Source organism: Pseudomonas sp. 2,4-D, from assembly GCF_030418155.1.
GTDB classification, from domain to species: domain Bacteria; phylum Pseudomonadota; class Gammaproteobacteria; order Pseudomonadales; family Pseudomonadaceae; genus Aquipseudomonas; species Aquipseudomonas alloputida.
The window spans coordinates 58,589-73,767 of the sequence record NZ_JAUHUI010000015.1 but is presented as its reverse complement, the minus strand read 5'-3'; the positions used below and the strand labels follow the sequence as shown (position 1 = coordinate 73,767).

At 64.3% G+C, this 15,179-nt stretch carries 12 protein-coding genes; 6 read left to right on the top strand and 6 right to left on the bottom strand.

Features of this window, described 5'->3' with window-relative positions; translation table 11 throughout:
• The first annotated feature begins 267 nt into the window (after positions 1-267).
• Positions 268-1,341, top strand: a complete 1,074-nt coding sequence (locus QYE47_RS13330; RefSeq protein WP_070383960.1) for an enoyl-CoA hydratase/isomerase family protein — start codon at positions 268-270, stop codon at positions 1,339-1,341.
• A 16-nt stretch (positions 1,342-1,357) separates the two neighbouring features.
• Positions 1,358-2,509: an acyl-CoA dehydrogenase family protein gene (locus tag QYE47_RS13325; protein ID WP_014590771.1), complete on the top strand. Its 1,152-nt coding sequence runs from the start codon at positions 1,358-1,360 to the stop codon at positions 2,507-2,509.
• 116 nt (positions 2,510-2,625) lie between these two features.
• Here the strand turns inward: QYE47_RS13325 and QYE47_RS13320 are convergent, their stop codons facing one another.
• Positions 2,626-3,558, bottom strand: a complete 933-nt coding sequence (locus QYE47_RS13320; RefSeq protein ID WP_014590770.1) for a LysR family transcriptional regulator — start codon at positions 3,556-3,558, stop codon at positions 2,626-2,628.
• A gap of 119 nt (positions 3,559-3,677) precedes the next feature.
• Here QYE47_RS13320 and QYE47_RS13315 point away from each other — a divergent pair, with 119 nt between their 5' ends.
• Positions 3,678-3,938, top strand: coding sequence for a DUF2790 domain-containing protein (locus QYE47_RS13315; protein ID WP_019437650.1), 261 nt, complete (start codon positions 3,678-3,680; stop codon positions 3,936-3,938).
• Position 3,939: 1 nt separating this feature from the next.
• Here the strand turns inward: QYE47_RS13315 and QYE47_RS13310 are convergent, their stop codons facing one another.
• Entirely contained in the window at positions 3,940-4,632 is a 693-nt protein-coding gene (locus QYE47_RS13310) for a tRNA (adenine(22)-N(1))-methyltransferase TrmK (RefSeq protein ID WP_014590769.1), read from the bottom strand.
• Between the two features lie 136 nt (positions 4,633-4,768).
• Between QYE47_RS13310 and QYE47_RS13305 the strand changes: the two genes are divergently transcribed.
• Both QYE47_RS13305 and QYE47_RS13300 read left to right on the top strand, forming a co-directional pair.
• Complete coding sequence (locus QYE47_RS13305; RefSeq protein WP_004577524.1) at positions 4,769-5,149, top strand: RidA family protein; 381 nt, start codon at positions 4,769-4,771, stop codon at positions 5,147-5,149.
• A gap of 214 nt (positions 5,150-5,363) precedes the next feature.
• Entirely contained in the window at positions 5,364-7,364 is a 2,001-nt protein-coding gene (locus QYE47_RS13300; RefSeq protein WP_014590768.1) for a U32 family peptidase, read from the top strand.
• Between the two features lie 329 nt (positions 7,365-7,693).
• Here QYE47_RS13300 and QYE47_RS13295 read toward each other — a convergent pair whose 3' ends face one another.
• Complete coding sequence (locus QYE47_RS13295; protein ID WP_019437001.1) at positions 7,694-9,019, bottom strand: sigma-54 dependent transcriptional regulator; 1,326 nt, start codon at positions 9,017-9,019, stop codon at positions 7,694-7,696.
• A 342-nt stretch (positions 9,020-9,361) separates the two neighbouring features.
• Between QYE47_RS13295 and QYE47_RS13290 the strand changes: the two genes are divergently transcribed.
• Positions 9,362-9,628, top strand: coding sequence for a hypothetical protein (locus tag QYE47_RS13290; protein ID WP_014590766.1), 267 nt, complete (start codon positions 9,362-9,364; stop codon positions 9,626-9,628).
• A 106-nt stretch (positions 9,629-9,734) separates the two neighbouring features.
• Here the strand turns inward: QYE47_RS13290 and QYE47_RS13285 are convergent, their stop codons facing one another.
• From QYE47_RS13285 to cobN, 3 genes are all read right to left on the bottom strand, one after another.
• Positions 9,735-10,325, bottom strand: a complete 591-nt coding sequence (locus tag QYE47_RS13285; RefSeq protein ID WP_019437000.1) for a VWA domain-containing protein — start codon at positions 10,323-10,325, stop codon at positions 9,735-9,737.
• A gap of 77 nt (positions 10,326-10,402) precedes the next feature.
• A complete protein-coding gene (locus QYE47_RS13280) occupies positions 10,403-11,416 on the bottom strand; it encodes an ATP-binding protein (protein ID WP_070383961.1) in 1,014 nt (337 codons plus the stop codon).
• Position 11,417: 1 nt separating this feature from the next.
• Entirely contained in the window at positions 11,418-15,179 is a 3,762-nt protein-coding gene (cobN, locus tag QYE47_RS13275; protein WP_110159710.1) for a cobaltochelatase subunit CobN, read from the bottom strand.

Below are 15,179 nucleotides of genomic sequence, written 5' to 3'. Positions count from 1 at the left end.
AAATTTCATGTTTATCAGCAAGTTGCATGATCAACCGCAACGGATTGGGGAGGATCCCCCAGCAGGTTCCCCCGAATCGGGGGACGAAATCCCGTGGGGGTAAAGGCTGCTCCACAGGCGCACGCTGGCCTCACACAAGGTAAAAACGCACGGTACCCTTGCACAATTGTCGATTGTGCAAGGCAAATTCGCATGCCAGGATCCTGCGATCCTCCAGCGAACTCCAGACTTCACTTGGAAAATCAATAACAAAGCAGGGAGAACGCAATGACTGCACACGCTCATACCCCGGCAGCAACCGACCATGTACTGGCCGAGGTCCGTAACCAGATCGGCCATCTGACCCTGAATCGCCCAGCCGGTCTCAATGCCTTGACCCTGGACATGGTGCGCAGCCTGCGTCAGCACCTGGACCAGTGGGCCGACAACCCGCACGTACGCGCCGTGGTCCTGCGCGGCGAAGGCCCCAAGGGTTTCTGTGCCGGTGGCGATATCCGCTCGCTGCACGACAGCTTCAAGGCCGGCGACACGCTGCATGAAACCTTTTTCGTCGAAGAGTACGCCCTCGACCTGGTCATCCACCGCTACCGCAAGCCGATACTGGTAGTGATGGACGGCTTCACCCTCGGGGGCGGCATGGGCCTGGCCCAGGGCTGCGACCTGCGGGTGGTCACCGAGCGCAGCCGGCTGGGCATGCCCGAGGTCGGCATCGGCTACTTCCCGGACGTGGGCGGCAGCTACTTCCTCTCGCGCATCCCCGGCGAGCTGGGCATCTACCTGGGTGTCAGCGGTGCCCAGATCCAGGCGGCCGACGCCTTGTACTGCGGCCTGGCCGACTGGTACCTGGCCAGCGACCAGCTCGCAGCCCTCGACCGGGGCCTCGACCAGCTCGACTTCAGCGACCACCCGCTCAAGGACCTGCAAAACCTGCTGGCCAGGCTCGGTACCCAGACACTGGATGATGCGCCACTGGAAAAGCTGCGCCCGGCCATCGACCACTTCTTCGCCCTGCCCGACCTGCCAGCCATTGTCGAGCAACTGCGTGCGGTGAGCATTGGCGACAGCCACGCCTGGGCAGTGGCCACCGCCGATCAGCTGGAAACCCGCTCGCCTCTGGCCATGGCGGTTACGCTGGAGATGCTGCGCCGGGGGCGCGAGCTGAGCATTGACGACTGCTTTGCCATGGAACTGCACCTGGACCGCCAGTGGTTCCAGCACGGCGACATCATCGAAGGCGTGCGTGCCCTGATCATCGACAAGGACAAGCAGCCCCGCTGGAACCCGCCGACCCTGGCCGCGCTGCAAAGCCAGCGGGTCGAACAATTCTTCGAAGGCCTGTGAGCCCGGGAGTACACAGATGCAAGACCTCGAACTGAGCGAAGAACAGATCATGATTCGCGACATGGCCCGGGACTTTGCCCGTGGCGAAATCGCACCCCATGCCCAGGCTTGGGAAAAGGCCGGCTGGATCGATGATGGCGTGGTGCGCAAGATGGGCGAACTGGGCCTGTTGGGCATGGTGGTGCCCGAGGACTTCGGCGGCAGCTACACCGACTATGTCGCCTATGCCCTGGCCGTGGAAGAGATCGCCGCCGGCTGCGGCGCCACCGGAGCGATGATGAGCATCCACAACTCGGTAGGTTGCGGCCCGCTGCTGGCCTACGGCACCGCCGAACAGCAACAGCAGTGGCTGCCTCGCCTGGCCAGCGGCGAGGTGATTGGCTGCTTCTGCCTGACCGAGCCACAGGCCGGCTCCGAGGCGCACAACCTGCGCACCCGCGCCGAGCTGGTGGATGGCCAGTGGGTCATCAACGGTGCCAAGCAGTTCGTCAGCAATGCCCGCCGTGCCGGCCTGGCGATCGTCTTCGCAGTGACCGACCCGGAGCTGGGCAAGAAAGGCCTGTCGGCGTTCCTGGTGCCCACCGACAACCCTGGGTTCAAGGTTGACCGCAGCGAGCACAAGATGGGCATTCGCGCCTCCGATACCTGCGCAGTGACCTTCGACAACTGCCGCATTCCAGCCGCCAATATCCTCGGTGAGCGTGGCAAGGGACTGGCCATTGCCCTGTCCAACCTCGAAGGCGGCCGTATCGGCATTGCCGCCCAGGCCTTGGGCATCGCCCGCGCCGCATTCGAAGCGGCGCTGGTCTACTCGCGTGACCGCATACAGTTTGGCAAGCCGATCAACGAACACCAGAGCATCGCCAACCTGCTGGCCGACATGCAGGTGCAGGTGAACGCCGCACGTTTGCTGATTCTGCATGCCGCCCGCCTGCGCAGCGCCGGCAAGCCGTGCCTGTCGGAAGCGTCACAGGCCAAGCTGTTCGCTTCGGAAATGGCCGAGCGGGTGTGCTCGATGGCCATCCAGGTGCATGGTGGATACGGCTATCTGGAAGATTACCCGGTGGAGCGCTACTACCGGGATGCGCGGATTACCCAGATCTATGAAGGGTCGAGCGAGATCCAGCGCATGCTGATTGCACGGGAATTGAAAAACTATCCGCTGTAACGCAAATGCAACGCGGTTCTTGGGGGAGCGGGCGACGCTGTGCCTGGCACCGGCTTTGCCGGTGTTCGCGGGCGTGCCCGCTCCCACAGGAATGTCACCGCGGCAAACTTCTCGCCTCAGCGCCAATACCGCGCATCATCCACTACCCTGGCATGCCCTTCGAACAGCGCCGGCAGCTGCTCCTTGAGGTAGTCGATCCAGGTGCGCACCTTGGCGTCCAGGTAGTGGCGTGACGGATACATCGCATACAGCGCACTCTCCCGCAGCCGATACGGTGCCAACAACCGGCACAAGCGCCCCTGCCCGATCGCCTCGCTGGCGGTGTAGAACGGCAGCAGGCCAATGCCCATGCCCAGCTCGCTGGCCACCAGCATGGCGTCGGCAACGTTGGTAGAGAAACTGTCGTTTGGCGCGATCACGCACTGGTCAACCCCTTGCGGGAACACCCAGTCGCCTTCGTACATCGGGTAAGCCATGCGCAGGCAGCGATGGCCGTGCAAGTCTTCGGGGCGCTCCGGTACACCGTGGGTATCCAGGTAACCGGGGGCCGCGCAGGGGATACTGAAAATGTTGCCCAGCGGCACAGCGATCAGTTGCGAATCCGGCAGGGCACCGTCCACGGTAATCACCACGTCATGCCCTTCGGCCAGCGGGTCGGGGTTGCGCTGCGACAGCGTCAGCTCGATCACCACTTCCGGGTATAGCGTGTTGTAGCCAGCCACCAGCGGCATCAGCAACAGCCCCATGCCGTGCGGGCAGTGCAAACGCAGATGACCGCGAGGCGTAAGGTGCGCCCCTCGCGCTTCACCCACGGCTTCTTCGGTCAACAGCATGATCTGGCGCGCCCGCTCCAGAAACCGCTCTCCCGCCTCGCTCATGCGCAAGCGCCGGGTGGTGCGATGCAGCAGGCGGGTCTGCAGCTGGTTCTCCAGCTCGGCTACGATGCGCGAAACCTGCGCTGCAGAAATATCCAGAGCATTGGCAGCTGCAGCGAAGCTGCCACATTCCACCACACGGGTGAAGGTACGCATGGCATGCAGCATGTCCATGAAGGGGTGCTCCTTGTTTTATTCCTGCATTAAAGGCAGGAATCTATCACGGTTTAGCCCATTTATTGTGGATGACCAATGAATAGATCATTAGCCATCCATTAAAAAAGGAGCCTGTCATGAAACGCTCGATCGCTGTCCTTGCCATTACCGCTGCCTTCACCTCGTTCGGTGCTTTTGCCGGTGCAGGCGAAAACCAGCCCGCAAGCAGCACCTATGAATACGGCATGCCGCTGGACGTGGCCAAGGTCATCTCCATCACACCGGCCAGCAACGCCGCCGACTGCCAGGTTGGCACCGCGCACATGGTGTACGTCGACCATCAGGGCCAGAAGCGCGAAATCGACTACCGGGAAATGGGCAACTGCTCGCAGCAGTGAGTCAGCCCAGTACCTGGGTGATCCAGCCCACCTGCTGATTGAAATCGTCGATCTTCGCCTGAGGCACCGCATCGCGGGCCCGCTGGAAATTGGCCAGGGTCTGCTGCTTCTGCCGCAGCATGCGCCGCCACTTCACCACAAACGCCTCGCTTTTTTCCTGCATCAACACGGGGCCGAAGTACAGCTGTTCAGCGCTATACACCCCCCTGCCCGGCTCAGCGACGATAATCTCGTAATCGAAGCGGTTTTCCCGCAGCAGTTCCTCGCTGACGATCTGGTAGCCATTGCCCGCCAGCCACTGGCGCAGTTCGCGCTCACCGCCATTGGGCTGCAGTACCAGGCGCGTGACGCCGCCAAGGCGCTGCTTGCCGGCCTCGAGGATCTCGCACATGGTGTCGCCGCCCATCCCGCAGATGCTCACCACCGAGATACGGTCTTGCGGCTCGACCGCTGCCAGCCCATCGGCCAGGCGCACGGTTACCTGCTCTTGCAGGCCGTTTCTGCGCACATTGCGCTGTGCCGAGGCGAATGGCGTCTGTGCCACTTCACCCGCTACAGCGGCCTCGAGCACGCCACGCAGCATCAAGGCCACCGGCAGGTAGCCGTGGTCCGAGCCAATGTCGGCCAGGCGCGCCCCCTGCGGTACATGGGCGGCCACGCGCTCCAGGCGCCTGGACAAAGTCTGTTCGTTCAACGTAAACCTCTGGTTTTGCAATCGCCCGCGATTCTGACGGCGAACGCCGCGCATTTCAAACGCCGAGGCACCCTCGACCGGGCTGGTGCGCTCGCGTAGGCTTGCCGTTTTCCTTCCGTTGCAAGGCAGACACACCATGGCACATGCAGACATCATCTACACCCCGGACCCGGACGCCGAGTCGATTTCCTCGGACGTTGCCGAGTACAACGGCGTGCTGGTCACCACACAAATCCCGACCCACGCCGACGGCAGCCTGGAGCTGGGCGGCATCGTCGAGCAGAGCGAATGCACCCTGCAGGCGCTGAAAGTGGCCCTGGAAAAGGCCGGCAGCGGCATGGACCGCGTGCTGCACCTGACCATCTACCTGACCGACATGGCCGACCGCGCGGCGTTCAACGAGGTGTACCAGCGCTTCTTCAGCAAGCCCTGGCCGGTGCGTGCGGCGGTGGGTGTGGCTTCGCTGGCCTTTGAAGGCATGCGTGTGGAAGTGACGGCGATGGCTGCCAAGCGCTGAGCTGCGCTTGTCGGGGTGCGCAGCGCCCCCGACATCGTTGATTGACCGCAAAATCGCCGGGGCCGCTCTGCGGCCCTTTCGCGACGCAAGGCCGCTTCCACAGTTGCGCGTACCCGCAGCCAATCCCGCACCTCTCGGCACCCCAATGATGCCGCCAGCCCGTTTCACCGCTACAATGCCCGCCTAAACCGTGACAGCCCGAAAATATAACGACATGTCCCTTCCAAAGAATCACCTGGAACTGCTCAGCCCTGCCCGTGACGTGGCCATCGCCCGTGAAGCGATCCTGCACGGCGCTGACGCCATCTACATCGGCGGCCCGAGCTTCGGCGCGCGCCATAACGCCTGCAACGAAGTCAGCGATATCGCCGAGCTGGTCGAGTTCGCCCATCGCTACCATGCACGCGTGTTCACCACCATCAACACCATCCTCCACGACAACGAGCTGGAACCGGCGCGCAAGCTGATTCACCAGCTGTACGACGCCGGCGTTGACGCGCTGATCGTGCAGGACCTTGGGGTGATGGAGCTGGACATCCCGCCGATCGAGCTGCATGCCAGCACCCAGACCGACATCCGCACCCTGGAACGGGCCAGGTTCCTCGACCAGGCCGGGTTCTCGCAACTGGTACTGGCGCGGGAGCTGAACCTGCAGCAAATCCGGGCCATCGCCGCCGAAACCGATGCCGCCATCGAGTTCTTCATCCACGGCGCGCTGTGCGTGGCGTTCTCCGGCCAATGCAACATTTCCCATGCGCAGACCGGCCGCAGCGCCAACCGTGGTGATTGCTCGCAAGCCTGCCGCCTGCCCTACACGCTGAAAGATGACCAGGGCCGCGTGGTTGCGTTCGAGAAACACCTGCTGTCGATGAAGGACAACAACCAGACCGCCAACCTGGCTGACCTGGTCGAGGCCGGCGTGCGCTCGTTCAAGATCGAGGGCCGCTACAAGGACATGGGCTATGTGAAGAACATCACTGCCCATTACCGCAAAGAGCTCGATGCCATCCTTGAAGACCGTCCTCAGTACGCCCGCGCGTCCAGCGGCCGTACCGAACATTTCTTCGTGCCCGACCCGGATAAAACCTTCCACCGCGGCAGCACCGACTACTTCGTGACCGACCGCAAGGTCGATATCGGCGCTTTCGACTCGCCAACCTTCACCGGCCTGCCGGTGGGCGTAGTGGAAAAGGTCGGCAAGCGTGACATGCAAGTGGTGACCGACGTACCGCTGACCAACGGCGACGGCCTCAATGTGCTGGTCAAACGCGAAGTGGTGGGCTTCCGCGCCAACATCGCCGAACCGCGTGGCGAATTCGAAGAAGACGGCCACAAGCGCTACCGCTATCGCGTCGAGCCCAACGAAATGCCCGAAGGCCTGCACAAGCTGCGGCCCAACCACCCGCTGTCGCGCAACCTCGACCACAACTGGCAACAGGCCCTGCAACGCACCTCCTCCGAACGCCGGGTCGGCGTGGAGTGGCACGCCGTCCTGCGCGAGCAACGCTTGATGCTTACCCTGAGCAGTGAAGAAGGCGTGAGCGTGCAGGTGGCCCTGGACGGCCCATTCGGCGTAGCCAACAAGCCGCAGCAGGCACTGGAGCAGTTGCATGACCTGCTCGGCCAGCTGGGCACCACCCTGTACCACGCCGACCGCATCGAACTGGATGCCCCGCAGGCGTACTTCATTCCCAACTCGCAGCTCAAGGCCCTGCGCCGCGAAGCCATCGAGGCACTGACTGCAGCACGCGTGCAGGCGCATCCGCGTGGCGGGCGCAAGGCCGAGACCACGCCACCGCCGGTGTACCCCGAGTCGCACCTGTCGTTCCTGGCCAACGTATACAACCAGAAGGCCCGCGACTTCTACCACCGCCACGGTGTGCAACTGATCGATGCGGCCTATGAAGCGCATGAAGAACACGGCGAAGTGCCGGTGATGATCACCAAGCACTGCCTGCGCTTCTCCTTCAACCTGTGCCCCAAGCAGGCCAAGGGCGTGACCGGTGTGCGTACCAAGGTGGCACCGATGCAGCTGATTCAGGGTGACGAAGTGCTGACCCTGAAGTTCGACTGCAAGCCGTGCGAGATGCATGTGATAGGCAAGATGAAGAGCCATATCATCGACCTGCCGACCCCGGGCAGCGCGGTGGCCCAGGTGGTGGGGCATATCAGCCCCGAAGACTTGCTCAAGACCATCCCGCGCGGACCGCACTGAGTTCGCCGGGCAGGGCCTCTTCGCCGCTAAACCGATGTGTGTCCACCCCGATCAGGTGTAGGAGCGGGTTTACCCGCGAATACGGTAGCCGCGACAACAGTGAACGGCGGGTGGACATTGGCCAGCAGGCCCGGCCCTTTCGCGGGTAAACCCGCTCCTACACGGGCTTGTGCTTTTCCTGTAGGAGCGGGTTTACCCGCGAATACGGTAGCGGCGACAGCAGTGAACGGCGGGTGGACATTGGCCAGCAGGCCCGGCCCTTTCGAGGGTAAATCCCTCCTACAGGGGGCTTGTGGTTTCCCTGTAAGAGCGGCTTCAAAGAGCGCCGCTCAGCGTATCTGGTGCTTGTGCAGCAACCGATAGAACGTCGGCCGTGAAATGCCAAGCACCTTGGCCGCCACGCTCAGGTTGTCGCTGTGCCGGTTGAGCACATCGCACAGCGCCTGGCGCTCGGCGCGCTGCTTGTACTCTTCCAGCGTGCCCAGCGGCTGTTGTTCCGGGTCGAGCAGCTGCAACCCCAGGTCCTGCGCCTCGATCTGCCGCCCTTCAGCCAGCACCAGCCCGCGGCGCACGCGGTTGGCCAGCTCGCGCACATTGCCCGGCCAGTCATGCCGCCCCATCGCCGCCAGGGCATGGTCGCTGAACGATCGTGGCCGACGCCCGGTCTCCACGCTGTAGAAATGGGCAAAATGGTTGGCCAGCATCGACAGGTCACCATGCCGGTCGCGCAACGGCGCGGTCACCACCTGCAAGACGTTCAGGCGGTAATACAAGTCTTCGCGGAAACGCCCTTGCTCGATGGCCCGCTCCAGGTCCACATGGGTGGCCGCCAGCACCCGAACATCCACCGGTATTGGCTGGCTGCCACCCACCCGCTCGATGTGCTTCTCCTGCAAAAAACGCAGCAAGTTGGCCTGCAACTCCAACGGCAAGTCGCCGATTTCATCAAGGAACAGTGTGCCGCCGTCGGCCGCTTCGATACGCCCGGTCTTGCGCTGGTGGGCACCGGTAAAGGCGCCCTTTTCATGGCCGAACAGTTCGGACTGGATCAAGTGCTCAGGGATCGCCCCGCAGTTGATCGCGATGAACGGCTGCTCGCTGCGTTGCGACTGGCGGTGCAGTGTGCGCGCCACCAGCTCTTTGCCGGTGCCGCTCTCACCGCGGATCAGCACCGGCGATTCGGTGGGTGCCAGTTTACCCAGCAACTTGCGCAACTCGCGGATAGGCCGGCTTTCGCCGAGCAACTCATGGGTCGTCTCATCGACCTTGACGGCCCCCTTGCCGCGCAGGCGTGCCATGCCGAAGGCCCGGCCCAGCGTTACCTGCACGCGGGAGACGTCGAACGGCAGGGTATGGAAGTCGAAAAACCACTCACACACAAAATCACCGAACGCCGGCATGCGCAGTTGGTCGGCGCTGAGCACGGCAATCCATTCGGTGTTGCTGCGCTTGATCATGTCCTTGACCGCGTCCGGGTGCCTCAGGTGCGAAGCCTGCAAGCGCAATAGCCCGACATCGCACGTGTGGTCCAACGCGGCCCCGAGCATACAGCTGTCCACATCCCAACCTGCGTTGCGCAGACCAGGTAGCAAGCGGTGACAATCGTCGCAGGGGTCGACGATAAGCAAACGGCGTTGAGCGGCAGGCTGCTGCATAACCGATCCTTGGCGCCAGTTTTTGGTTTTTTGAAATAAAACAGCAAGTTGTGGCGCCCGTTTAACAGTAGCAACGAAGTTGACGGTGCCCAGTACCGTCTGTCTGCCGAATCATTTTTTTACAAACCGCCATGGGAATTTTCGCACTTTATCGACATCCCATGACGACGCCGGCAAGAACTGCGTCGACGCTTAAAAAAAAATTTACAGCCAATGTGTGACTTACCCACGAACAACGAGCATCAGTAGACATAACCCCGCGCTGCACTTCGCGATCAATGAGGCGACTTTGAAGCAACGCGGACTTCACTTCGATGTTTGGGACCATAGAGAGACCGAACCATGAATGCCCCGCTCCGTGTCAACGAAGCACTGCTGATTGCCGACCACGCCTTCGAACCTTTCCAGTGCGTAGCCTGGGATGCACCCAACGGTACTGGTGAACTGAGCCTGGCAGTGATCGACCGGACCAGCACCCGCATCGGCGCCAAGCAAGTGTCGTCGCGCATCTACTCCGACCCGGCCCAGTGGGCCAGCCTGATCGAAGAAGTGCGCGCCGAATTGTCTGAAAAGGGCTACGACCTGCAACCGTGGTCGATGCCAAAGTAATATCGGCCGGCACAACAAGTGCGTGCATGGTCACGCACTTGTACAACTTCTCTGTTGCTGTTGTGGCAACTTTCCCAATTGCGACAGAGTGTCGCAACCTGCCAGTTCAATCCACCACCTTGAATTGTTGCAAGTGCTGGTAATCGGCCCGCAATTGTTCTGCCAGACGCTGCGCGCGTCCCAGGCGCACTGGCGCCAGTTCCATATCGACCAACAACGTGGCGCATGGCATCGGCTGCACGGTATTGCTGTGCTGCAGGCGACCGTCGGTGAACACCAGGCAACGCAAGGCCTCTTGCGGGTGGGCTCGCTGCCGCGCCTGTAGCCAGTGCCGCGCCTGTTCCAGTGCGGCGATCAGCGGCGTGCCCCCACCTGCTCCCAAGGCCTGCAGCCAGGGTTGCAAGGCTGCGGATGCCTTCAGCCCGTGGCGCTGCCACTGTGGCGTGCGCCCGCTGGCAGTCAGCAGGGCCAGGCGGGCGCGCTGGCGATAGGCCTGGTCGAACAACGCCGCCAGCAGCCCTTTGGTCTGCGCCAGCGCCTGATGGCGCCGGGTTGAAGCCGAGGCATCGACGATCACCAGCCACAACTCTGCCGGCCTGCCTTGGCGCTGCTGCCAGCACAGGTCCTGTCGCTGGCGTGGCCGTCCTTTGAGCAAGGTTGGCAGCCAGGCTACCCGGCCGGCCGCCGCACTTCGCACGAGGCCACGGCGGCTACCGTTCTGCTTGCCTATGCCCGCTCTGGCATCCGCCCCTTTGGCTGGTGGCTGGGGGATGCTCAGGGCTTTTTTGCCCAGTTCGGCACCTCACGGCGCGCGCCGCTGGCCACCGGCTGTGCCGGTAATGCCCCCCAGTCGCCCTGCCCACCCTGTTCACCCGGGTTGCCGGCACCAGGCTGCTGGACAGGCGACTGTGGCGCCGACGGTGGGTTGGCCTGGGGCGTCATACGGCGGCGATGGCGCAAGGCGAATTCGGCCACCGCCTCGACATCCACTTCTTCGATAGCTGCAGCCCCCCGCCAGGCACAGTGGGCGCGCGCAGCGCGCAGCCACACCAGGTCGGCGCGCAGGCCGTCCACGCCGGCGGCGTAGCAGCGCTCGGTGATCCAGGCCAGCGCCTGGTCATCCAGGGCAATGTCGGCCAGGGCCTGGCGTGCCGCCTGGCAGCGCTCGCGCAGTTGCGCCTGGGCCTGGGCCCAGTGTGCGCAGAACGCCTGAGGGTCACTGTCGAAGGCCAGGCGGCGGCGAATGATCTGCTGCCTGGCCTCGGGCTCCGGCAACCCCTCCAGCGCCACGTTCAGGCCGAAACGGTCGAGCAACTGCGGGCGCAGCTCGCCCTCTTCCGGGTTCATGGTGCCGATCAGTACGAAGCGGGCGCTGTGCCGATGCGAGATACCGTCACGCTCGATGCGGTTTGTGCCGCTGGCAGCCACGTCAAGCAACAGATCGACCAAGGTGTCGGGCAGCAGGTTGACCTCATCGACATACAGCACACCGCCGTCGGCCTGGGCCAGCACGCCCGGGGAAAACTGCGCCTTGCCCTGCCCCAGCGCGGCATCCAGGTCGAGGGTGCCGACCAACCGCTCTTCACTGGCGCCCAATGGCAAGGTGACGAACGGGCCTTCGCCAAGCAGGTCGGCCAGGCCACGGGCCAGGGTACTCTTGGCCATGCCACGCGGCCCTTCGATCAGCACACCACCGATCCTGGGGTCGATGGCGGTCAGGCACAGCGCCAGCTTGAGGTCGTCTGCACCGACCACGGCCGCCAGCGGAAATTGTACGGGTTCACTCATTTCAAGCCTGTTCCTCGCCGTCGAGCAATTGTTCCTCAAGGGCTTCGCGGTAGTCGCCCGGCGCCTGCCACAAGCCGCGCTGCTGGGCCTCCAGCAGGCGCTCGGTGAGGTCGCGCAGGGCCTCGGGGTTGTGCTCGCGCATGAAATCGCGGGTCGCCGGGTCGAGCACATAGGCATCGGCCAGCCCCTGGTAATGATGGTCGTCTATCAGGTGCGTGGTGGCGTCGAAGGCGAACAGGTTGTCGACTGTCGCGGCCATCTCGAAGGCACCCTTGTAGCCGTGACGCTTGACCCCGTCGATCCACTTGGGGTTGAGCGCACGGGCGCGGATCACCCGGTTCAGCTCTTCCTTGAGGGTACGGATGCGCGGTCGGTCGGCCTGGCTGTGGTCGCCATGGTAGCTGGCCACCACCGCCCCGGACAGGGTTTCCGAGGCCGCCAGCATGCCGCCCTGGAACTGGTAGTAATCGTTGGAATCGAGCAGGTCGTGCTCGTGGTTGTCCTGGTTCTGCAGCACCGCCTGCACCTTGGCCAGGCGCTGGGCGAACTGGGCGCGGGCCGGGGTGCCGTCGTCGCTGCCGCCATAGGCATAGCCGCCGTGGTTGAGGTAGACCTCTGCCAGGTCGTCGCGGCTGTGCCACAAACGCCCGTCGATGGCGTTCTGCACCCCGGCACCGTATGCGCCGGGTTTGGCACCAAACACCCGCCAGCCAGCCTGGCGTGCGGCCTGCTCGGCATCCACACCTTGAGCCTGCAGCGCGGCCCGCTCGCTGCGCACACGGGCAGCCAGGGGGTTGAGGTCGTCAGGTTCGTCCAGCGCGGCCACGGCCTGCACGGCGGCGTCGAACAGGCGGATCAGGTTACCGAAGGCATCGCGGAAGAAGCCGGAAACGCGCAAGGTCACGTCCACCCGCGGGCGGTCGAGCAGGCTCAACGGCAAGATTTCGAAGTCGTCGACGCGCTGGCTGCCGGTGGCCCAGACAGGCCGCACGCCCATCAGCGCCATGGCCTGCGCGATGTCGTCGCCGCCGGTGCGCATGGTTGCCGTGCCCCACACCGACAGACCGAGCTGGCGCAAGTGATCGCCGTGGTCCTGCAGATGGCGCTCGAGGATCAGGCTGGCCGAGGCGAAGCCCAGGCGCCAGGCTGTGGTGGTGGGCAGGTTGCGCACGTCCACGGTATAGAAGTTGCGGCCGGTGGGCAGCACATCGAGGCGCCCTCGACTTGGCGCACCACTGGGGCCGGCGGGCACGAAGCGCCCGGCCAGTGCCGCCAGCAGGCCATGCATTTCAGCCGTGCCGCAGGCGTCCAGGCTGGGTGCGACCGCTTCACGCAGGGCTTGCACTACAGCGTGCACCGGTTGCCACTCACTCAGGTCGGGTAACTGTGCTGTGCCTTCCAGCGCCTGCCCGATCACCTGCAGTGCCAGCAGCTCAAGGCGCTCGCGGGTGTCGCCACAGGTGCGCCAAGGTTCATTGCTCATGGCCTGCAGCTGTTCAGGGCGCATGCCCTGCCACGGCTGCCCAAGGTCGCAATCGAGCGGGTCCCAGCCCGGTATCAGTGCCTTGGCCAAAGCCCGCAGCAAGCTGGCATTACCGCCACGGCCGTCGCCACGCTCAACCCGCAACAATGCCAGCAGCGTATCCAGGCGTAGCCGCCCTTCAGGTGACTGACCAAACACGTGCAGGCCATCGCGAATTTGCGACTCCTTCAGGTCGCACAGGTAGGTATCCAGGCGCGGCAGCCAGAGCGCCGCATCGTCCAGTTGCCCTTCCAGTTGCAACTCACGGTCAATGTGGTTGGCCTTGACCAGTTCGAGGATGTCACGCTGCAACTCGCGGGCACGCCTTGGGTCGAGCAACTGCGCTTCGTAGAATTCGTCGGCCAGTTGTTCCAGGTGGCGCAGCGGGCCATAGGTTTCGGCACGGGTCAGCGGCGGCATCAGGTGGTCGATGATCACCGCCTGGGTACGGCGCTTGGCCTGGGCACCCTCGCCCGGGTCATTGACGATGAACGGGTAGATGTTCGGCAGCGGGCCCAGCAGCGCGTCCGGCCAGCACTGCGCCGACAGCCCGACGCCTTTGCCGGGCAGCCATTCGAGGTTGCCATGCTTGCCGACGTGGATCACCGCATCGGCGGCAAATGCGTGACGCAGCCAAAAGTGAAATGCCAGGTAGCCATGCGGTGGCACCAGGTCAGGGTCGTGATACACCGCGCTGGGGTCCACCTGGTAGCCCCGCGCCGGCTGGATACCGACGAAGGTCAAGCCAAAGCGCAGGCCGGCAACCATCAGCCGGCCGCTGCGGAACATCGGGTCCTGTTCGGGCGGCCCCCAGCGTTCCAGCACTGCCTGGCGGTTGGCCTGCGGCAGGCGCTCGAAGGCCACCTGGTAATCGGCCAGGCTCAGGCTCTGGGCACAGGGGCGCTGGTCGAGGTGGTCGAGGTCGTTGGTCACCCCACCGAGCAACTGGTGGATCAGTTGCGTACCGCTGCCCGGCAATTTGGCCAGCGGGTAACCTTCGGCCTGCAGCGCCTTGAGGATGTTGAGTGCGGCGGCGGGCGTGTCCAGGCCGACACCATTTCCAATGCGGCCATCCCGGGTCGGGTAGTTGGCCAGCACCAGCGCCACGCGTTTCTGGGCATTGGGCAGGCGGGCCAGCTCGACCCAGCGGCGGGCCAGCTCGGCGACAAAGTCCATGCGCTCGGGGTGGGCGCGGTAGCAGACAACGTCGGACTGGCTGCGCTCGCTGCGCCAGGCCATGTCCTTGAAACTGACCGGGCGCGTGATGATGCGCCCGTCCAGCTCCGGCAATGCAATGTGCATGGCCAGGTCGCGCGCGCCCAGGCCCTGCTCGCTGGCTTCCCAGCCGGGCTGGTTGTCCTGCGCGCAGATGGCCTGCAGCACCGGGATGTCGCGGCGGAACGGGCGCAGGTTGGGGCGCTCGGGGCTGGACAAGGCGAAACCGGTGGTATTGACCAGCACTTCGGCGCCGACCTCGTCCAGCCAGGCTTCGACCTGTTCCAGGCAAGCGCTTTCCTTGAGGCTGGCCACGGCGATCGGCAACGGGTTCAGGCCGGCAGCCTGCAGGCGCTGGCAGAACACGTCGATGAAGGCGGTATTGGCCGCTTGCAGGTGCGAACGGTAGAACAGCAGCGGCGCCACTGGCTGCTCGGGGTGCCAGTGTGGGTACCAGTCCTCGAGTGTCGCGCTGCCCTTGGCGGGGTGATACACCGCCGTGCGCGGCAAAGGCTGCGGCTCGTCCCAGGCATAGTCGCGGCCCAGCCATTGGCTGGCCAGGCAGTTGAACAGGTTGATGGCGTTGGCCTTGCCGCCCTGGCGCAGGTAATGCCAAAGCCGCTCGGCCTGCTCACCGCGGACGTTGCCCAGGCTGGTCAGCTCCGGGTCCGGGCGGTCATCGCCCGGCACCAGAATCAGCTGCACGCCACGGGCGGCCAGCTCGACCAGTTGTTCGACGCCGTAACGCCAGTAACCAACGCCACCGTGCAGCGACACCAGGATGACCTTGGCGTGGCGCAGCACCTGGTCGACATACAGGTCGACCGAGGCATGGTTCTGCACCTGCATCGGGTTGGCCAGGCGCAGGCTGGGAAAGTCTTCGGGCAATTGCTCGGCGGTGTCGGCGAGCAAGGCCAGGTGTGAATCGCCGCTGCAGAGAATCACCAGCTCGGCGGGTGTCTGGCCGAGGTCGGCAATGCTGTCATCCGGTACGAAACCACCGGGCTGGGTCCGCAGCAGGTGCAT